The sequence below is a fragment of the Streptomyces sp. NPDC002787 genome, from assembly GCF_053592095.1.
On sequence record NZ_JBSFVC010000025.1, the window covers coordinates 1 to 19,950 of the forward strand.

Here is a 19,950-nt window from a genome sequence, read left to right on the forward strand (position 1 = left end):
TGTTTCTTCAGGACTCCCCCCCCGCGCGGGTCCAAAAACCAATCCACCCCGGCGTGGGGGGGGGGTTGTAACAAGGGACACACCCTTGTTCCCACCGCCCGCCAGAGGCACTATCCGTTCGCGCCCCGGAAGGTCAACACCCTTCCGGGGCACTAGCCCTCAGGCGGCAACGCCACCCGCAGGCACCACAGCGCTGACATCAGTCCTCGACGTTGACCGCCGCGCAGAAGTTGCCGATGTTCTGCTCCACGTCGCCGGTGGTCGCGGGAGTGGCGGTGAAGGCAGCGCCGCCGTCGAACGCCTGCTCGCACTCCACGACCTGCAGGTTGTTGATGGCGAACGGGAACGGGTCGTCGTAGTCGTGGCCACCGTTGGCGTTGGCCACCCCGCCGCCCGCAAGGCCGAGACCGCCGACCATGGCAACGACGGCGGCGGTCTTCTTGAGCTTGTTCATCAGGTCTCCGATTTCTTCACGCACACGGGCCTCCTTACGGACCGTGTCCGACTCGTCACTGACGCTAACACATGCCTCTCTTAACGCATGATTTCCGGTACGCCCGACTGAGTGACACAAATCGAGTTACGCCCCTTTTGGCGCAACTGAGTTCACGGGATACCGCGGAGGAGAGGTGGCCGCCGCCCGCTCGGATCCTGATGGATCGCGGGACGGGCGGCGACCTTTTCGCTCAGGCGGGTGCCGGCAGGGTGACGGCGGCGGGGGTGCAGACGGTGGTGCTCTCGCCGCCGGCCCGCAGGGCGGCGCAGACCTGCGGGACCCTGGGCACGGTGAGGCTGACGCTCTGTCGAACATTGGCCTCAACGGTCTGCTGCAGCCTCGCCAGTTCGACGCCACCCGCGGTGATCGTCACACCGACGGCCTGCCTCTCCTGGCATTGGATGCTGACGGTGACCGTACTGGTCGCCGCGTTGTCGGCCTTCTGGACGACGACGGTGCAAGGGAACTGCTGCGGCAGCGCGGCGGCCTGTGCCGGCGCGGCGGCGAAGAGCGGTGCGGATGCCAGCAGCACGGTGGCCGCCGAGCGGAGCATGCGGTGAGACAAAGGTCCTCCCAGGAACCGGGGCAGCCGCCAACGGGCGGTCCGCCCTCGATCTCAGCACCCAAATACCCCTTAGGTGCCATTACGGGATGATGCGACCATAGCTGCACGGACCGCGCAACGCGGGCACACCGCCCGGCCGAAGACCCCGGCCGGGCGGTCCGGAGGGTGTCAGCTGCGGTACAGCGCCTCGATCTCCTCGGCGTACGCCGCCGTCACCGCGTGACGCTTGACTTTCATCGACGGTGTGAGCAGGCCGTTGTCCTCGTTGAACTCGCCTTGCACCAGACGGAATTGGCGGATCGACTCGGCCCGGGAGACCGCCTGGTTGGCGTAGTCCACGGCCTTCTGGACATCAGCGCGCATCCGGGAGTCGTGGACGACCTCGGAGAGCGGGGTGTCCGGGGACATGCCGCGCACATGCAGCCAGTGGGACACGTCCTCTGGGTCCAGGGTGATCAGAGCGGCGACGTAAGGGCGGTTGTCGCCGACCACGACGCACTGTCCGACCGGGGGGCGGCTGCGCAGGCGGTCCTCCAGGACGGCGGGGGAAACGTTCTTGCCGCCGGAGGTGACGATGATGTCCTTCTTGCGGCCGGTGATGGCGAGGTAGCCGTCCTCGTCGAGCGCGCCGAGGTCGCCGGTGGCGAACCAGTCGTCGGTGAGGGCGGCGTCCGTGGCGACCGGGTTGTTCCAGTAGGTGCCGAAGACGATGGAGCCCTTGATGAGGACCTCGCCGTCGTCGGCGATGCGGATCGCGGTGCCGGGGACGGGCTGGCCGACTGTGCCGGGGCGGGGCTTGAGGGGCGGGACGATGGTGGCGGCGGCGGTGGTCTCGGTGAGGCCGTAGCCCTCGTAGACGATGATCCCGGCGGCGTAGAAGAAGAGGTTGAGGTCGCGGTCGAGCGGGGAGCCGCCGCTGATGGCGTAGCGCACCCGGCCGCCGAGTTCGCCCCGGACACGGCGGTAGACCAGCAGGTCGTACAGGGCCCAGGCGGCGTACAGGCCGGGGGTCGGGCCGGGGCCCTTGTCCAGGAACTTGTCGAGGTAGGCGCGGGCGAAGCGGACGCCGAGGCGGTGGGCGCGGTCGAAGGAGGCGCCGCGGCCGATGCGTTCGGCGGTGGCGCGGCCGGTGGCGTGGATCCGCTCGAAGAGGTACGGGACGCCGACGAGGAAGGTGGGGCGGAACTTCTTGAGCGCGGGCCGGAGTTCGTCGGGTTTGATGCTCGGGCAGTGGCCGATCTCGATGCGGGCCATCAGACAGGCGATCTGGATCGTACGGCCGAGGATGTGGGCCAGGGGGAGGAAGAGGAGCGTGGAGGCGGCCTGGCCGCTGACCGCCTTGAAGACCGGGTGGAGCAGTTCGACCGTGTTGGCGGCCTCCGCGTGGAGGTTGGCGTGGGTGAGGACGCAGCCCTTGGGGCGGCCGGTGGTGCCGGAGGTGTAGCAGATGGTCGCGGCCGTGTCGGGGGTGAGGGCGGCGCGGCGCTTGGTGACCTCGTCGTCGGGGATGCCCCGGCCCAGGTCGGCGAGTTGGGCCAGGGCGCCCGCGCCGCCCGCCGTGGCAGCGGCTGATGCCGGTGTGAGCTGCCAGACGTGCGGGGGCTGGGCGTGGCGGGCGGTGGCGGTGGCGACGGCGTCCGCGTTCTCGGGGGTCTCCACAATCACGAAGTGGGAGCCGGAGTCCCGGACGATCCACTCGATCTGCTCGGGCGAGGACGTGGCGTAGATGGGGACGGACTGGCCGCCGGCCGCCCAGACGGCGAAGTCGAGGACGGTCCACTCGTAGCGGGTGCGGGACATCACCGCGACGCGGCCGCCCGGTTCGAGGCCGGCGGCGATCAATCCCTTGGCGGTGGCGGTGACTTCGCGGGCGAAGGCGGCTGCGGTGACCGGGTGCCAGGTGCCGTGCCCGTCCTCGCGGCGCAGGATCACGGCGTCGGGGGCCTCCGTCGCGTTGACGAAGGGGAGGTCGGCGATGCTGCCGCTCGTGGGGCGGGGGGCGAGAGCGGGGGTGCGTGCCTCGCGGACGACTCCCTGCGCGTCCCTGACGACCTCGACCTTGACGCGGTCGGTCAGGTCGCCGCGCTGCTTCGCCCGGTTCAGGTCCTTGCGTACGCCCATCACGACTCCCCGACGCCCACCACTGCTTCATTACCGACGAGTCAACTTACCGGTGCGTAAGAAATTTTCAATGGTTTCGGACGACTCGTGGGAACCGGGAGGGTTCGGGAGCCAGGCGCGGCCTCAGCCCATCAGTCGGTCCGCCGCTTTGATCGAACCGGCCAGGTCGTACAGGTCCCTGTCCTCACGGTTCCTCGCCAGTTCGTCGGCCCGGAGACCCAGTTGGCGGAGGGAGGGGCGGGCCGGGAGGTCCGTCCAGCGGCCGTCCTCCTGGCGGAGGGCGTCGGCGAAGTAGGCGGCCACGGCGGCCACTTGGAGGCCGTGCGGGGAGGTGGCCCACAGGTCGTCGTGGAGAGCCGTCGCCTCCAGGCCGGCCGATTCCTCGTGCGGGGTGCGGGTGTCGGGGTCGAGCCAGCGGACCGTGGCGGTGGCGAGGTGGCCCGCTTCGGTGCCCGTCTTGGTGCGGACGGCGTAGAGGGCGGTGACGGTGTGGCCGGGGCCGACCTCGCCGCCGTCGACGCGGTCGTCGCGGAAGTCCTCGTCGGCGACCTGCCGGTTGTCGTAGCCGATCAGGCGGAACTCCTCGACCGTCGCCGGGTCGAAGGAGACCTGGGCCTTGGCGTCGCGGGCGGTGAGGTCGATGTGGCGCGGGAGTTCCTCGCAGAAGACCTCCTCGGCCTCCTCCTCGGTGGAGACGTAGGTGGTGTGGCCGTCGCCCTGGTCGGCGAGTTGTTCCATGAGGGCGTCGCCGTAGTCGCTGCCGACTCCAACGCCGAAGAGGGTGATGCCGTGCTCGCGGCGTTCGCCCGCGATGCGTTCGAGGATGGTCTCGGCGTCGGTCGCGCCGGTGTTGGCGAGGGCGTCGGAGAGGAGGACGACACGGTTGGTGGCGCCCTTGCGCAGGCCGTCGACGGCGGTCTCGTAGCCGGTCTCGACGCCCGCGGCGAGGTTGGTGGAGTCGGTGGGCTCCAGACCGTCGACCGCCTCACGGATCTCGCCCCGGCTGTCGTCGAGGCGGGTCATCGGCAGGACGGTCTCGGCCTCGTCGCTGAAGGTGACGATCGCCACGGAATCGTCGTCGCGCAAGCGGTTCGTCATCGTACGCAGGGCGTCCTTGGCGAGGTCGAGGCGGCCCGGTTCGGCCATCGATCCGGAGACGTCGATGACGAAGGTGAGGGCGGCGGGCGGGCGCTTGCTGTCGCCCTCGGCGACGCGGGTGGCGAGGCCGACGCGGACGAGGGACCACTCCTCGGCGTCGGTGCGGGCGCCGTCGACGGTGACCGAGAAGCCGTCGCCGTCCGGGCGTTCGTAGTCCTGGCGGAAGCTGTTGACGAACTCCTCCGGGCGGACCGTCGACGGGTCGGGCAGGCTGCCGCCGCCCAGGGTGCGGCGGGCGTAGCCGTAGGAGGCGGTGTCGACGTCGAGGGCAAAGGTGGAGAGGTAGTCGGGGGACGGGGCGAAGTCCGGGGACTCGTCGTCCGGTTGCTCGCCGCGCTGTTCGCCGGTGCCGGTTCCCTCGGGGGCCGGGGCCGGGAATCCGTCGTCGGGGCGGCTCTCGCCCTTACCGCGGTCGTACGAGGAGGAGTCGCCGCGCTCGCCGCTCGCGCCGCAGCCGGTGAGGAGGAGGACGCCGGCCGTGCCCAGGGCGAGGAGTGCGGTGCGCGTCCGTCGCCGTGTCGTCGGCGCCGGCCTCGTCGTCGGCCTGTTCCTGCGATACGTGTGCATCCGGGCCCCCTAGCCACGTCATCTGTCGCCCTGGTGCGGGCGACTGTTGTGACTGTGACGGCGCAGGGGGCCCGGATGTGCGCTACGGGGTGTTGCGGATGCGTCTCGAACGGGCCACGGCGGGGGCCCGCCGAGACCGGTGGGTGATCCTCCGTTGACCTAGGAGACGACGTCCTTGCGGCCGAAACCCCTGAAGGCCAGGGCGAACAGCACCAGCGCGTACGTTATGGAAATCGAGACGCCCTGGATCATGTCGGTGTAGTCGGGCTGCGGGCGGACGACGTCCAGCCAGGCGTACTGCCAGTGCGTGGGCAGGAAGTCGCGCCAGTCGCCGAGGGCGGTCACCTCGTCTAGGACGCTGCCGACGATGGTGAGGCCGACGGCGCCGCCGACCGCGCCCAGCGGGGCGTCGGTCCTGGTGGAGAGCCAGAACGCCAGGGCGGCGGTGACCAGTTGGGACACGAAGATGTACGCCACCGTGATCACCAGGGCCTGGGCGGCGGCGCCCGCGGCGAGTTCACCGCCCGTGGGCAGTTCCAGCGGGCCCCAGCCGTAGGCGGCCGTGCCGACGGCGAGCGCGACGACCGGCAGCAGCACCAGCGCCGCGAGGCTGAGGCTGAGCCCGACGGCGAGCTTGGACCACAGCAGCCGGGCGCGCGGCACGGGGGCGGCGAGGAGGTAGCGCAGGGAGGACCAGCTGGCCTCCGAGGCGACCGTGTCGCCGCAGAACAGCGCGACGGGGATGACCAGGAGGAAGCCCGCCGCGGCGAACAGGTTCACCGCGGCGAAGTTCGCGCCGGACGCGGTGGCCGTGTCCATCAGGTTCACCCGGTTGTTGCCCTCGCCGGGCGTGCCGCCGACCTGGAAGGCGATCAGCAGCACGAGCGGCAGAGCGAACAGGATGCCGCCCATGACCATCGTGCGGCGCCGCTTCAGCTGGCGGACCAGCTCGACCCCGAAGGGCAGGGTGCGGCCCGCGCGGTAGCCGTCGGCGACCTCGACGGGTTCCTTGTGCCCGGGGTGTCCGGGTTCTGCGTGCTCGGCACGCTCGGCCAGCGTGCTCATGCGGACTCTCCGATCAGGGTGAGGAAGGCGTCTTCGAGGCGGCGGTGGGGGCCGACCGACTCCACGGGGACCTCCAGCCGGACGAGCTCGGCGACCAGGCGCTGGGCGCTGCCGTCGGCGTCGAGGCGGACCACCAGGCCGTCGTCGGCGCGGACCGCCGATTCGACGCCCGGCAAGGCGGAGATCTTGTCGACGATCGGCTCGTCCACCGGTTCGGACGTGCCGACCAGCAGCGTGTCGCCGGAGCCGACGATCTCGCTCACGGGGCCCGCCTGGACGAGCTTGCCGTGGTCCATGACGACCAGGTGCGTACAGGTCTGCTCGACCTCCGCCAGCAGGTGGCTGGAGACGATGACCGTACGGCCGGCGGCCGCGTACCGGATCATGACCTCGCGCATCTCGCGGATCTGCGGCGGGTCGAGTCCGTTCGTCGGCTCGTCGAGTATCAGCAGGTCGGGCAGTCCCAGCATGGCCTGGGCGATGGCCAGGCGCTGGCGCATGCCCTGGGAGTAGGTGCGGACGGCGCGGGCCAGGGCGTCGCCGAGGCCGGCGATCTCCAGGGCCTCGTCGAGGTGGGCGTCCTCGGCCGGGCGGCCGGTGGCGGCCCAGTACAGCTCCAGGTTCTCGCGGCCGGACAGGTGCGGGAGGAAGCCCGCGCCCTCGACGAAGGCGCCGACCCGGGAGAGGACCGGGGCGCCCGGCACGATCGCGTGGCCGAAGACGCGGATCTGGCCGCCGTCCGGCTGGATCAGGCCCATCAGCATGCGCAGGGTCGTCGTCTTGCCCGCGCCGTTCGGGCCGAGCAGGCCGAGGACCTGGCCCTTCTCGACGCGGAAGGAGAGGTCGCGGACGCTGTAGCGGTCGCCGTTCTTGTACTTCTTGCTCAGGTCGGTGATCTGGAGCGGGACCTCGGCGAGCGCCGGGTCGGGGGCGGGGGTGACGATTCGGCGGCGCCCCGTCACGAGGAGGACGGCGGCGAGCACGGCGCCGCCGATCGGCATGTACCAGACCCAGGCGGGCAGCACATCCGTGCGGTCGGCCCGGCCGAGCGGTGTCGGCACCTCCAGGTCGCCCTTGAGGGAGACGGTGTACGTCGCCGGGGTCGTCGGGGAGGCGTAGCCGAGGTCGGTGGAGGCGAGGACCAGGCGCAGGCTGTGGCCGTCGTCGAGTTCGTGGTCGATGGCCGGGAGGGTGAGCTCGACGTCCTTGCCGGACTTGGCTCCCTCGACCCGGAGGGGCTCGACGAGCTGGGACGGGAGCACCTGGGAGCGGCCGTCCGGGCCGACGTCGTACACCTTGGCGAAGAGGACGGCGTCCTCGCTGGTCGACTTCACATGGACCGTGGCCTTGGGCGAGCCGGTGATCTGGAGGTCGTCCGCGACGGGCTTCGACTGGAACGCGGCGAACTGGCCGGGGAAGTCGAGGGAGATGCTGACTCCGAGGGAGGACAGCTGGGAGAGGCCGCCCGCGGCGCCGAGGCCGGGCAGGGCCGACACGGCGGGCGGGTTGGCGCCGGCCGGGTTCTCGAAGCTCTGCTCGCGTCCGGCGAGGGCGATCTTCGTGGGGTCGCTCTCCAGGCCCGGGTACGTGTCGTCGGTCGTACCGGCGAGGCGGGGCTCGCCGTCGCCGGAGCCGGTGCCGAGGGTGCGGGTGACGCGGAACGCCGAGCCGGTGTCGGCGCTCTTGTCGTCCTTGAGGTAACGGTCGAACCAGGCGTTGACGCGGCCCTGGACCCGGCTCGTCTCCATGTCGCCGCCGTCGTGGCCGCCGGAGATCCAGTCGACGTCCACGGGCGCGCCGTTGGCCTTGATCGCCTTGGCGGCGGCGTCGGCCTGGCCGAGGGGGAAGAGGGAGTCGGTCTGGCCCTGGAGCAGCAGCGTGGGCACCTTGATGCGGTCGCCGACGGCCTCGGGGCTGCGCTCGTCGAGGAGCTTCACGGCCTGCGCGTCGGGTTCACCGGTCTCGGCGACCCGCTGGTACATCTCGCAGAGCTGGGTCTCGAACTTCTCGCAGCCGCCGCCGGTGTTGACGAAGAGGCCGGCCCACAGCTTCTTGAAGACGCCGTTCGGGAAGAGGGCGTCCGCCAGGTTCCAGTACGTGATCGCGGGCGCGATGGCGTCGACCCGGTCGTCGTGCCCGGCGGCCAGCAGCGAGATCGCTCCGCCGTACGAGGCTCCGGCGGCGCCGACGCGGGGGTCGCCGTCCTTGTCCAGCTGGACCTCGGGCCGCTTCGCGAGCCAGTCGATCAGCTTGGAGACGTCGGCGACCTCGCCCTTGGGGTCGTTCAGCCCGATCCTGCCGGTCGACTCGCCGAAGCCGCGCGCGGACCAGGTCAGCACCGCGTAGCCGTCGCGGGCGAGGTCCTCGGCCTGCTTGCGGACGTCGTCCTTGCTGCCGCCGAAGCCGTGCCCGAGCAGGACGGCCGGGCGGCGGCCGTCGGAGCCGGAGGTGAAGTACGAGGTGTCGATGCGCACGCTGTCGGCCGTGTCCATGGCCTGGTCGGTGCGCTTCACCGGCGCCGCTTCGTCCGAGGCGGTGGCCGTCCAGGTGCCCGCGCCGGCGAGCACGACGACGGCGGCCGCGGCGGCGATGGTGCGGCGCGGCCTTTGCCGCAACGCTCCACGCAGTCGCAGTCCGGGCAGTCGAAGATCCATGCGTCAACGGTACGGGGCTCCACCGGGGGCCCATGGCCCTCTCCGGTCGGAGGAGTGGGCCATCCCACGGTCGTACGGGAGGAATTCGGTATACAGCGGGTGCGGTACACGGGGGTGTGGGACGGACCTGACAGCAACCTGATAAGTCGGGCCTCCCGGCGGCGAATTCGGTGGCGGGAGTGTCGGTGCGGCCGGATAGAGTCACCGCTCACAGCTGGCACACATGTCCGTGATGGGCATGGATCTTCGGGGTGGGCATATGAAGCTGCGGCAGACCGCGGCCTGGGTGGGGGTCACGACGGCGGCGCTCGTGGCGACGACGGCCTGCGGTGCGGAGACCGTCAAGCGGGCCGCCGAGACGGTCGACAGGTCCGACGCGATCCTGGCGGCGCTGACGCGGGCCACGGACCGGACCGAGGAGCTGGGCTCCGCCGAGGTCGAGATGACCGCCGACATGGGCGACGGCCCGGTCACCATGGAGGGCACGTACTCCTGGGGCGACGGCTACGCGTACGACATCGAGATGGACGCCGGGGCCGCCGGGATGCAGGACCTGACGGACGACCCGACCGTCCACGCCCTCTTCGTGGACGGCGCCTACTACTACAACGTCGACCCGATGACCTCCGGTCCCTACAAGGGCAAGGAGTGGCTGAAGGTCGACGGGTCGGTGGTGTTCGGCGAGAAGGGCTCCCAGGCCTTCAGCGGCGGCAGCGGGGCCAGCCCTGCGGACTCCATGCGGAGCCTGAAGTACGCGAAGGGCTTCGAGGACCTGGGCGAGGAGCGCGTGGACGGGCGGGCCGCCACCCACTACCGGGCCCTGGTCGGCAAGGAGCAGATGGGCAGGTTCCAGGAGGCCTACTCCGGTGAGGGCAGCGTCCTGGACTCGGTGACCGGCGGCGTCGACAAGGTCACGATGGATGTGTGGGTCGGCTCCGACGACCTGCCGGTCCGGCTGCGGCAGGAGATGGGTGCCATGACCATCACCATGGACTTCGAGAAGTTCGGCGCCACGGCCGAGGTGAAGGCCCCGCCCGCCGCTCGGACCGCCGATGTCACCGAGGCTCTGCAGGAGACCCTGGGGCAGCAGGGCTGACCCCGGGCCCGGACGCGGCGGTGCCCCGCCCCTTTTCGCGAAGAGAGGGGCGGGGCACCGTACGGCCTCAGTGGTTGCGCGGGAAGCCCAGGTCCACGCCCGTGGGGGCGTCGGCCGGGTCGGGCCAGCGGGTGGTGACGACCTTGCCCCGGGTGTAGAAGTGGGTGCCGTCGTTGCCGTAGATGTGGTGGTCTCCGAAGAGGGAGTCCTTCCAGCCGCCGAAGGAGTGGTAGCCGACGGGGACCGGGATCGGGACGTTGACGCCGACCATGCCGGCCTCGACCTCCATCTGGAAGCGGCGGGCGGCGCCGCCGTCGCGGGTGAAGATCGCGGTGCCGTTACCGAAGGGGGAGGCGTTGATGAGGGCGATGCCCTCGTCGTAGGTGTCGACACGCAGCACGGTCAGCACCGGACCGAAGATCTCGTCCTGGTAGGCCTTCGCCGTGGTCGGGACCTTGTCCAGGAGCGAGATGCCGATCCAGTGGCCGTCCTCGAAGCCGTCGACCGTGAAGCCGGTGCCGTCCAGGACGACCTCGCAGCCCTCGGCCGCCGCGCCCTCGACGTACGACGCCACCTTGTCGCGGTGGACCGCCGTGATCAGCGGGCCCATCTCGGAGCTCGGGTCGTTGCCGGGGCCGATCTTGATCTTCTCGGCGCGCTCGCGGATCTTCTCCACCAGTTCGTCGCCGATCGCGCCCACGGCCACGACGGCCGAGATCGCCATGCAGCGCTCGCCCGCCGAGCCGTACGCGGCGGAGACCGCGGCGTCGGCGGCCGCGTCCAGGTCCGCGTCCGGGAGGACCAGCATGTGGTTCTTGGCGCCGCCGAGGGCCTGGACGCGCTTGCCGTTCGCCGAGGCCGTGGTGTGGATGTAGCGGGCGATCGGGGTCGAGCCGACGAAGGAGACGGCCTTGACGTCCGGGTGCTCCAGGAGGCGGTCGACGGCCACCTTGTCGCCGTGGACGACGTTGAAGACGCCGTCGGGCAGGCCGGCCTCGGAGAGGAGTTCGGCGATCTTGATGGAGGCCGACGGGTCCTTCTCGGACGGCTTCAGCACGAAGGTGTTGCCGGTCGCGATGGCCATCGGGAACATCCACATGGGGACCATCGCCGGGAAGTTGAACGGCGTGATGCCGGCGACGACGCCCAGCGGCTGGCGGATGGAGGAGACGTCCACGCGGCTCGCGACCTGTGTGGAGAGCTCGCCCTTCAGCTGCACGTTGATGCCGCAGGCCAGCTCGACGATCTCCAGGCCGCGCGCGACCTCGCCGAGCGCGTCGGAGTGCACCTTGCCGTGCTCGGCGGTGATCAGCTCCGCGATCGCGTCCCGGTTGGCGTCGAGCAGCGCGCGGAACTTGAACAGGATCGAGGTGCGCTGCGCCAGCGAGGACTGGCCCCAGGTGGCGAAGGCCTCCTTGGCGGTGCGGACCGCAGCGTCGACCTCGTCGACGGTCGCGAAGGCGACCCTGGTGGTGACCGCGCCGGTCGCCGGGTCCGTGACCGGCCCGAACGTACCCGACGCGCCTTCGACGGTCTTGCCGCCGATCCAGTGGTTGACGATCTTCGTCATGCCGAGAGACTCCTTCTCACAGATGGCGGCGTCGGGTTGAGACGTGCCGGTCGTACTCCTCGCGTGCCTTGACCGCCGACGCGCGGGTCGCGGTCTCGGCCACAGGTACATCCCACCAGGCCTGCGCGGGAGGCGGGCCCGACACTGTGTCTGCCGTTTCGGTCTCCACGTAGACACAAGTGGGAGTGTCGGCCGCCCGTGCCTCGGCGAGGGCGGCGCGCAGGTCGCGCACCGTCTTGGCGCGCAGGACGCGCATGCCGAGACTGGCCGCGTTGGCGGCGAGGTCCACGGGCAGCGGGGTGCCCGTGAACGTTCCGTCGGCGGGGTTGCGGTGCCGGTAGGCGGTGCCGAACCGCTCGCCGCCGACCGACTCCGAGAGGCCGCCGATGGAGGCGTACCCGTGGTTCTGCACCAGCAGCACCTTGATCGGGACGTTCTCCTGGACGGCCGTGACGATCTCGGTGGGCATCATCAGATAGGTGCCGTCGCCGACCAGCGCCCACACCGGGCGCCCGGGGGCGGCCATCCGGACACCGATCGCGGCCGGGATCTCGTACCCCATGCAGGAGTAGCCGTACTCCAGGTGGTACTGGTCCCGCGACCGGGCCCGCCACAGTTTGTGCAGGTCACCGGGGAGGGAACCGGCCGCGTTGATGAGGATGTCGGACTCGTCGACGAGCTCGTCGAGGAGGCCGAGCACCTGGGCCTGGGTGGGCCGGGTGTCCGGTTCGTCGGCCTCGTAGCAGGCGTCGACGCGGTGCTCCCAGCGTTGCTTGTCCTCCGTGTACTCGGCGACGTACGCCTCCGCGACCCGGTGGCCGTGCACCTCCAGCGCCTCGGCGAGCGCCTCCAGACCCGACCGGGCGTCCGCGATCAGCGGCAGACCGGAGAGCTTGTGGCCGTCGTAGGGCGCGATGTTGAGGTTGAGGAAGCGGACGCCGTCGGCGGCGAAGAGGGTGTTCGAGGCCGTGGTGAAGTCCGTGTAGCGGGTGCCGACGCCGATCACCAGGTCGGCGGTGCGGGCCAGTTCGTTGGCGGTCGCCGTGCCGGTGTGGCCGATTCCGCCCACGTCCTGCGGGTGGTCGAAGCGGAGGGAGCCCTTGCCGGCCTGGGTGGAGGCGACCGGGATGCCGGTGGCGCCGGCCAGTTCGGCGAGCGCCTCCTCCGCGCGGGCGTGGTGGACCCCGCCGCCGGCGACGATCAGCGGGCGGCGGGCCGCGCGGATCGCGTCGAGCGCGCCGGCCAGTTCGGCGACGTCGGCCGCCGGGCGGCGGACGTTCCAGGTCCGCTCGGCGAAGAACTCCTCCGGCCAGTCGTATGCCTCCGCCTGCACGTCCTGCGGCAGGGCGAGGGTCACGGCGCCCGTCTCGACGGGGTCGGTGAGGACGCGCATCGCCTGGAGCGCGGCCGGGATCAGTGCCTCGGGGCGGGTGATCCGGTCGAAGTACCTCGACACCGGACGCAGGGTGTCGTTGACGCTGATGTCGCCCGCGTACGGCACTTCGAGCTGCTGGAGGACCGGGTCGGCCGGGCGGGTGGCGAAGATGTCGCCCGGGAGCAGCAGCACCGGCAGGTGGTTGATGGTGGCGAGGGCCGCGCCGGTGACCAGGTTGGTCGCGCCGGGTCCGATGGAGGTCGTCACCGCGTGCGTGGACAGCCGGTTGGACTGACGGGCGTAGCCGACGGCCGCGTGCACCATCGACTGCTCGTTGCGGCCCTGGAGGTACGGCATGTCGTCGGCGTACTCGACCAGCGCCTGACCGAGGCCGGCGACATTGCCGTGGCCGAAGATGCCCCAGGTGGCGCCGATCAGCCGCCGCCGCTCTCCGTCGCGCTCGGTGTACTGGGCGGAGAGGAAACGGACCAGCGCCTGGGCGACCGTGAGCCGGGTCGTGGCCGGGGTCTTGTTCGAGGTCGGGCTCATCGGTACCCCTCCGTGTGGTCGGGGTGGAAGCAGATCTGCCACTTCCGCTCGGGGCCGGGGCCCGCCATCACGTTCAGGTAGTACATGCTGTGGCCGGGCTGCGCGATGGACGGGCCGTGCCAGCCGTCGGGTACGAGCACCGCGTCACCGGAACGGACCTCGGCGAGCACCTCGGCGCCGCCCTCACGGGAGGGCGACACGCGCTGGTAGCCGAAGCCCTGGGGGCCGTCGATCTCGAAGTAGTAGATCTCCTCCAGCTCGGTCTCCTCCCCCGGCCGGTTCTCGTCGTGCTTGTGCGGCGGGTACGAGGACCAGTTGCCGCCGGGGGTGATGACCTCGACCGTGATCAGCTTGTCGCACTCGAAGGCGTCGGCGGAGGCGAAGTTGCGCACCTGGCGGGCGCAGGTGCCGCTGCCCCGGTCTTCGACGGGAACCTCCGGCGCGGGGCCGTAACGAGCGGGGAGTCGTCGCTCGCACTTCGCTCCTGCCAAAGCGAAGCGGCCTCCCGCGCCGGAGGCGATCTGTACCCGGGCGTCGCGGGGCGCGTACACGAAGTCGGAGACTCCTGCGAACACGCTCTCCCTGCCCAGGATTTCGAACTCGGTGGAGCCGGTGCCGTCTGATTTGTTCGGTTCATCCGATACCTGAACCGTACAACCGCCGTTGAGGGACAGCACGATCCACTCGCTGTCCCCGGTCGTGAACGTGTGCGTACCGCCCGGCTCCAACTCCACGATCCTGAGGCTGCTGTGGGTCCAGCCGGCCCTCTTCGGGTCGATGTCGACGACGTACCGCGCGTTCGCGGTCGCGCCCTTGGGTACGTACAGCTCGGTCTTCTGTGTCATGCGGCCCTCACAACAGTCCTACGGCGGTGTCCACGGCGGCGGTCACGTCGTCGTCCGCCGGGTAGAGCAACGAACGGCCGACCACCAGGCCCTGCACGGTGGGCAGTTGCAGCGCGCCCCGCCACTTCTCGTACGCGCCCTCCTGGTCCTCGCCGACATCGCCGCCGAGCAGTACGGCGGGCAGCGTCGAGGTCTCCATGACGCGGGCCATGTCGTCGGGGTTCGCGGTGACGGGCACCTTCAGCCAGGTGTACGCCGAACTGCCGCCGAGCCCGGCCGCTATGGCGATCGACTTGGTGACCGCGTCGGCGCTCAGGTCATTCCTGACCTTGCCGGTGTCGGGATCGCGGCGGCTGATGAACGGCTCGACGAACACGGGGAGCCTGCGCTCGGCCATGGCGTCGACGGCACGGGCGGTGGACTCCAGGGTGTTGAGGGATCCCGGGTCGTCGTAGTCGACGCGCAGCAGGAGCTTGCCGGCGTCGAAGCCGAGGCGCTCCATGTCCTCGGGGCGGTGGCCGGTGAAGCGGTCGTCGAGTTCGAAGGACGCGCCGGCCAGCCCGCCTCGGTTCATCGAGCCCATGACGACCTTGCCGTCGAGCGCGCCGAGGAGCAGCAGATCGTCGAGGATGTCGGCGGTCGCGAGGACGCCGTCCACGCCGGGACGGGACAGCGCCAGGCACAGCCGTTCGAGGAGGTCGGCCCGGTTCGCCATGGCGAGCTTGCGGTCTCCGACGGAGAGGGCGCCGCGGGCCGGGTGGTCGGCGGCGACGATCATCAGCCGGCCGCTGTCGCCGATCAGGGGGCGCCGGATGCGGCGGGCGGCGGCCTCGGCGATGGCCTCGGGGTGGTGGACCCGGGTGCGGACGAGGGCGGAGACGTCGACGGGGCCGAGGGGGCCCACGGGGCGCGTGGAGGTCACAGGACCGCTCCCGCCGCGACCGCTGTCTCGATCTCTTCCACCGTGGGCATCGCGGAGGAGCACTCCAGGCGGGAGGCGACGATCGCGCCGGCCGCGTTGGCGTGCCGCATGATCTTCTCCAGGTCCCAGCCTTCGAGCAGGCCGTGGCAGAGGGAGCCGCCGAAGGCGTCACCGGCGCCGAGGCCGTTGAGGACGTCGACGGGGAGGGGCGGGACCTCGGCGGACTCGCCCTTGCTGTTGACCGCGAGGACGCCCTTGGGGCCCTGCTTGACGACGGCGAGTTCCACCCCGGCGTCGAGCAGCGCGCGGGCGGCGGCCTGCGGCTCGCGGACACCGGTCGCCACCTCGACCTCGTCCAGGTTGCCGACCGCGACCGTGGTGTGCCGCAGGGCCTCCTCGTAGAACGGGCGGGCCTCGGCCGGGTCGGTCCAGAACATGGGGCGCCAGTCGAGGTCGAAGACCGTCGTGCCGGCCTTGGCCCGGTGGGCGAGCGCCGCGAGCGTCGCCGTACGGCTGGGCTCCTCGCTCAGACCCGTGCCGGTCACCCAGAAGATCCGGGCCTCGGCGATCGCGTCGAGGTCCAGCTCGTGGGCGTCGATCTCCAGGTCCGGCGCCTTGGGGCGGCGGTAGAAGTACAGCGGGAAGTCGTCCGGCGGGAAGACCTCGCAGAAGGTGATCGGGGTCGCGAGGCCCGGCACCGGCGTGACCCAGCGGTCGTCGACGCCGAAGTCGCGCAGCGCCTGGTGGAGGTACTCGCCGAAGGGGTCCTCACCCGTGCGGGTGATGACGGCGGTGGAACGGCCGAGTCGGGACGCGGCCACCGCGACGTTCGTCGCCGATCCGCCGAGGAACTTCCCGAAGGACGTCACCTGTGGCAGCGGGACGCCCGTCTGCAACGGGTAGAGGTCCACACCGATCCGCCCCATGGTGATCAGGTCGTACGCCATCGAGTTCCCTTCACGTCACGCTCCGGTTCCGTCAAGGTCTAGCCCCGCCGGAGCGACCCTGTCAATACTTTGTCCAGACATTCGGACTACCTATTGACACCCTCCGCTTCGGGACTGAAGCTGACTCGCATGACGTCGTTGTCACCTCAGTCCTCACTTTCGCGCATCCGGATCGGCTCGGCGCCCGACTCCTGGGGTGTGTGGTTCCCCGACGACCCCCAGCAGGTCCCCTGGCAGCGCTTCCTCGACGAGGTCGCCGCTTCCGGCTACGAGTGGATCGAGCTGGGCCCGTACGGCTACCTGCCGACCGACCCGGCGGTCCTCACCGAGGAGACCGCCAAACGCGGCCTGAAAGTGTCGGCCGGCACGGTCTTCACCGGGCTGCACCACGGCCCCGACGTCTGGGAGAAGACCTGGGCGCACGTGGCCGACAACGCGGTCCTCGCCCAGGCGATGGGTGCCAAGCACCTCGTCGTCATCCCGTCGTTCTGGCGGGACGACAAGACGGGCAAGGTACTGGAGCCGAGCGAGCTGACCGTCGAGCAGTGGCGGCACCTCACCCAGCTGACCGAGCGGCTCGGGCGGGAGGTGCGGGAGAAGTACGGCCTCCAGATCGTCGTCCACCCGCACGCCGACACCCACATCGACAGCGAGGAGAACGTCGTCCGCTTCCTGGACGGCACGGACTCGTCGGTGGTGTCGTTGTGCCTGGACACCGGCCACTACGCCTACTGCGGCGGCGACAGCGTCAAGCTGATCGAGACCTACGGGGAGCGGATCGGGTATCTGCACCTCAAGCAGGTCGACCCCGAGATCCTGGCCGACGTACGGGCGAACGAGATTCCGTTCGGGCCGGCTGTCGCCAAGGGCGTGATGTGCGAGCCGCCGAAGGGTGTGCCCGAGCTGGGGCCGGTGCTCACCGCCGCCGCGAAGCTGGACGTCGATCTGTTCGCGATCGTCGAGCAGGACATGTATCCGTGCGAGCCGGACGCGCCGCTGCCGATCGCTCAGCGGACGCGGGCGTTCCTGAGGTCTTGCGGGGCGTGAGCGCTCCGCTGGGCGGCGGGTACTGAGAAGCGCCGGGGAACTGCGGGTTGTCGGCGGGCCGCGAGTGGTTCGTGGCTGGTCGCGCGGTTCCCCGCGCCTCTGCAGGGGCGCGAATGCGTCACTCTTGTCACGAAGGGCCCGTTTCTGTCACACATGTCATGTGTGTGCGGGTCTTCCGTCACATGTGGCCCACGGGCCTTCCTGATGCTCACTGGGCGTCGTTGACCGGGCACAGGCTTGTGATCGCAGCGCAGCGCCCGGCTCCCCCGACGGTCTCCCGGCCGCCCCGTGGTGCGCGCAGGGAGGTGCCACTGATGGCCGACCCACCCCTCTGGTCGTACAAGGACATCGCGGCGCACATCCGTGTGCAGCCCGACACCGTCCGCTCGTATCGCAAACACGGGCTGCTGCCGCCGCCCGACCACATGGAGAACGGCAAGCCGTACTGGTACGCCGACACCATCCGCGCCTGGGTCGCCTCCAGACCGGGGAACCGGGGGCGCCGGGTCGAGTGAGCCGGTCCCGTTCTTCGTCGCTCCGCGTTATTCACTTGCCCCCGGGTCCTCGGCTGTCGAGGATCCGGGGATGAGTTTTTCCGTCAAACCCGTGCTTACCGGCGAGAGGGCCGTACTGCGGCCGTTCACCGAGGACGACGCGACCGTGATGGTGCGGATCCTGGCCGACCCGGAGGTCGTCCGCCTCACCGGCAGCCCGACCGAGGAGTTCGGACCGGACCGGCTGCGCGCCTGGTACGGCAGCCGCAGTGAGCAGAACGACCGGCTCGACCTCGGCATCGTGGACCGGGCGAGCGGTGCGTTGGTGGGCGAGACCGTGCTCCATGAGTGGGACGAGGCCAACCGCAGCTGCTGCTTCCGGATTCTGATCGGTCCCGGCGGGCGGGACCGTGGGCTCGGCACGGAGGCCGTGCGGCTGACGGTCGGCCATGCCTTCGAGGGGCTCGGGCTGCACCGCGTCTCGCTGTACGTCTTCACTCACAATCCCCGGGCGCGCCGCGCCTACGAGAAGGTCGGGTTCGTGGCCGAGGGGGTCGAGCGGCAGAGCCTGTGGCAGGGCGGGGAGTGGATCGACGCCGTTCGGATGTCGATCCTCGCCCCGGAGTGGGCCGCCCATCGGGGGCGGCCCGGCGGCGATCCGGGGCGGCTCCGAAACGATCCGGGGCAGCCCGGCGGTGAGCTCATTCGGCGGGTCAGCTCCACGGCTCGATGACCGTCACACCGCTGCCCGGGGCCGTGCCCATCGCCGCGAGGGCGGCGGGGGCCGCGTCCAGCGGGATCGTCGAGGTCACCAGGAGGTCGGGGCGCAGGACGCCGGATCCGACCAGCTCCAGCATCTGGGGGTAGGCGTGTGCCGCCATGCCGTGACTGCCCAGGAGTTCGAGTTCGAGGGCGATCGCGCGGGCCATGGGGACGGGGGTCGTGCCGGTTTCGGAGGGGAGCAGGCCCACCTGGATGTGGCGACCCCGGCGGCGGAGGCCGTTGACGGAGGCCGCACAGGTGACGGGGGAACCGAGGGCGTCGAGCGAGAGATGGACTCCGCCGCCCGTGAGGTCACGCACCGCCACGGCCGTGTCCTCCACGGCCGACGCGTCCACGCATTCCGCCGCGCCGAACTTCCGGGCGAGGTCCAGGGCCCGGGGGGACACGTCCACCGCGATCACGCGGGCACCGGAGGCCGCCGCGATCATCACGGCGGAGAGGCCCACGCCGCCGCAGCCGTGGACCGCCACCCACTCCCCCGCCGCGACGCGGCCCTGCGTCACGACCGCGCGGAACGCCGTGGCGAAACGGCAGCCGAGTGAGGCGGCCGTGGCGTACGACAACCGGTCCGGCAGGGCCACCAGGTTCACGTCGGCGTGGTCCAGGGCCACGTACTGGGCGAACGAGCCCCAGTGTGTGAAGCCCGGTTGGGTCTGCCGCTCGCAGACCTGCTGGTCGCCGGCCGCGCAGGAGGGGCAGGTGCCGCAGGCGCACACGAAGGGGACGGTGACGCGGTCGCCGGGGTGCCAGGTGGTGACCGCCGGGCCGGTGGCCTCGACCACTCCGGCCAGTTCGTGGCCGGGCACGTGGGGGAGGGTGATGTCGGGGTCGTGGCCCTGCCAGCCGTGCCAGTCGCTGCGGCAGAGGCCGGTCGCCTCGACCCGGACGACGACGCCTTGGGGGGCTGGGGTGGGCGCGGGGACGTCCTTCACCGTGGCCAGCTCCCCGAACTGCTCGAACACCACCGCGCGCATGTGTCCCACCTTTCGCTCGCGGGCCGTTGATCCCTTTCCGGGTTCCGGTCAGCATCGCATTGCATTGTCGGGAGGAGCGGGTTCTCGCCCCGCCACCCCTATCCGTCCCCATCCGCCAAGGGCTGCGTCCCTTCGCCCTATTCGCCCCCGGCGACCCCGCTGGAGGTGGCCGCCGCCGTCGACCGTTTCATCGACTTCAACTGCCGCCAGCCGGTGGTCTACACGGTGCTCAGCCGCGAGGGCGCGGAGCGCGAGGCCTACATCCAGGAATTGAAGAACATCCTGCACCGCTACCTGGGACTTCTGGTGGGCGATCGCCCGCCCACCTGCCCCTAGAGCCCCCCGCGCCCCACCTCCCCACGCGGCCCCCTCTTGGATTCATACCCCTAGGGGGTATAAAGTGGATGCCCTGAAGGGTTACCCGACCCGACACAGATCCCCTACACCCCCGATCCACCGCGCCCGATGAGGAGTAACGACATGACCACCGAGACCGACACCCAGGGCTCCGTCACCTCCGTCTACAAGGTGAGCGGCATGAGCTGCGGACACTGCGAGGGCGCCGTTTCGGGCGAGATCACCCAGCTCGACGGCGTGTCCTCCGTGAAGGCCGTCGCCTCCACCGGTGAGGTCACCGTGGTCTCGGCCGCACCGCTCGACGAGGAGGCCGTGCGCGCCGCCGTCGACGAGGCGGGCTTCGAGCTGGTCGGCAAGGCCTGAGG

Annotated in this window: 17 protein-coding genes and 1 pseudogene; 6 read left to right on the top strand and 12 right to left on the bottom strand. The window is 71.0% G+C overall.

Annotation, left to right across the window (positions count from 1 at the left end; genetic code table 11):
* Positions 1-199 precede the first annotated feature (199 nt).
* The 6 genes from ACWD26_RS30835 to ACWD26_RS30860 all read right to left on the bottom strand — a co-directional run bounded on the left by ACWD26_RS30835 (position 200) and on the right by ACWD26_RS30860 (position 8,626).
* Entirely contained in the window at positions 200-478 is a 279-nt protein-coding gene (locus tag ACWD26_RS30835) for a hypothetical protein (RefSeq protein WP_451275236.1), read from the bottom strand.
* A gap of 208 nt (positions 479-686) precedes the next feature.
* Positions 687-1,049 carry a hypothetical protein gene (locus tag ACWD26_RS30840; protein ID WP_451275237.1) on the bottom strand — a complete coding sequence of 121 codons (363 nt, stop codon included), beginning with the start codon at positions 1,047-1,049 and terminating at the stop codon, positions 687-689.
* 180 nt (positions 1,050-1,229) lie between these two features.
* Positions 1,230-3,182 (bottom strand): AMP-dependent synthetase/ligase, encoded by a 1,953-nt coding sequence (locus ACWD26_RS30845; RefSeq protein ID WP_451275238.1) that lies wholly within the window; start codon positions 3,180-3,182, stop codon positions 1,230-1,232.
* A gap of 123 nt (positions 3,183-3,305) precedes the next feature.
* On the bottom strand, positions 3,306-4,907 hold the full coding sequence (locus tag ACWD26_RS30850; protein WP_451275239.1) for a YfbK domain-containing protein: 1,602 nt from the start codon (positions 4,905-4,907) through the stop codon (positions 3,306-3,308).
* Between the two features lie 159 nt (positions 4,908-5,066).
* On the bottom strand, positions 5,067-5,972 hold the full coding sequence (locus ACWD26_RS30855; RefSeq protein ID WP_451275240.1) for an ABC transporter permease: 906 nt from the start codon (positions 5,970-5,972) through the stop codon (positions 5,067-5,069).
* On the bottom strand, positions 5,969-8,626 hold the full coding sequence (locus tag ACWD26_RS30860; protein ID WP_451275241.1) for an alpha/beta fold hydrolase: 2,658 nt from the start codon (positions 8,624-8,626) through the stop codon (positions 5,969-5,971). The genes ACWD26_RS30855 and ACWD26_RS30860 overlap by 4 nt, the downstream gene beginning before the upstream one ends.
* Before the next feature lie 259 nt (positions 8,627-8,885).
* Between ACWD26_RS30860 and ACWD26_RS30865 the strand changes: the two genes are divergently transcribed.
* Positions 8,886-9,722, top strand: a complete 837-nt coding sequence (locus ACWD26_RS30865; RefSeq protein WP_451275242.1) for a hypothetical protein — start codon at positions 8,886-8,888, stop codon at positions 9,720-9,722.
* Positions 9,723-9,789: 67 nt separating this feature from the next.
* Here the strand turns inward: ACWD26_RS30865 and mmsA are convergent, their stop codons facing one another.
* From mmsA to iolC, 5 genes are read right to left on the bottom strand one after another with little or no spacing between them, the layout of a single operon-like run.
* The gene (gene mmsA / locus ACWD26_RS30870; RefSeq protein ID WP_451275243.1) at positions 9,790-11,292 is read right to left on the bottom strand and encodes a CoA-acylating methylmalonate-semialdehyde dehydrogenase; all 1,503 of its coding nucleotides are present in this window, start codon (positions 11,290-11,292) and stop codon (positions 9,790-9,792) included.
* A gap of 16 nt (positions 11,293-11,308) precedes the next feature.
* Positions 11,309-13,216, bottom strand: coding sequence for a 3D-(3,5/4)-trihydroxycyclohexane-1,2-dione acylhydrolase (decyclizing) (gene iolD, locus ACWD26_RS30875; RefSeq protein ID WP_451275244.1), 1,908 nt, complete (start codon positions 13,214-13,216; stop codon positions 11,309-11,311).
* The gene (gene iolB / locus ACWD26_RS30880; protein ID WP_451275245.1) at positions 13,213-14,061 is read right to left on the bottom strand and encodes a 5-deoxy-glucuronate isomerase; all 849 of its coding nucleotides are present in this window, start codon (positions 14,059-14,061) and stop codon (positions 13,213-13,215) included. The genes iolD and iolB overlap by 4 nt, the downstream gene beginning before the upstream one ends.
* A gap of 7 nt (positions 14,062-14,068) precedes the next feature.
* The gene (locus ACWD26_RS30885; protein WP_451275354.1) at positions 14,069-14,965 is read right to left on the bottom strand and encodes a Cgl0159 family (beta/alpha)8-fold protein; all 897 of its coding nucleotides are present in this window, start codon (positions 14,963-14,965) and stop codon (positions 14,069-14,071) included.
* A gap of 14 nt (positions 14,966-14,979) precedes the next feature.
* Positions 14,980-15,930, bottom strand: coding sequence for a 5-dehydro-2-deoxygluconokinase (gene iolC / locus ACWD26_RS30890; protein ID WP_451275246.1), 951 nt, complete (start codon positions 15,928-15,930; stop codon positions 14,980-14,982).
* A gap of 129 nt (positions 15,931-16,059) precedes the next feature.
* On the opposite strand from iolC, the gene ACWD26_RS30895 reads away from it, so the two are divergent.
* From ACWD26_RS30895 to ACWD26_RS30905, 3 genes are all read left to right on the top strand, one after another.
* A complete protein-coding gene (locus ACWD26_RS30895) occupies positions 16,060-16,977 on the top strand; it encodes a sugar phosphate isomerase/epimerase family protein (RefSeq protein ID WP_451275247.1) in 918 nt (305 codons plus the stop codon).
* Positions 16,978-17,291: 314 nt separating this feature from the next.
* Entirely contained in the window at positions 17,292-17,492 is a 201-nt protein-coding gene (locus tag ACWD26_RS30900) for a helix-turn-helix transcriptional regulator (RefSeq protein ID WP_451275248.1), read from the top strand.
* A gap of 70 nt (positions 17,493-17,562) precedes the next feature.
* On the top strand, positions 17,563-18,204 hold the full coding sequence (locus ACWD26_RS30905; protein WP_451275249.1) for a GNAT family N-acetyltransferase: 642 nt from the start codon (positions 17,563-17,565) through the stop codon (positions 18,202-18,204).
* Here ACWD26_RS30905 and ACWD26_RS30910 read toward each other — a convergent pair.
* A complete protein-coding gene (locus ACWD26_RS30910; protein ID WP_451275250.1) occupies positions 18,185-19,228 on the bottom strand; it encodes a zinc-dependent alcohol dehydrogenase family protein in 1,044 nt (347 codons plus the stop codon). The genes ACWD26_RS30905 and ACWD26_RS30910 overlap by 20 nt on opposite strands.
* A gap of 147 nt (positions 19,229-19,375) precedes the next feature.
* Here ACWD26_RS30910 and ACWD26_RS30915 point away from each other — a divergent pair.
* Positions 19,376-19,564: pseudogene (locus ACWD26_RS30915) on the top strand (TetR/AcrR family transcriptional regulator); the annotation flags it as partial.
* Between the two features lie 144 nt (positions 19,565-19,708).
* Complete coding sequence (locus tag ACWD26_RS30920) at positions 19,709-19,948, top strand: heavy-metal-associated domain-containing protein (RefSeq protein WP_451275251.1); 240 nt, start codon at positions 19,709-19,711, stop codon at positions 19,946-19,948.
* Positions 19,949-19,950 lie beyond the last annotated feature (2 nt).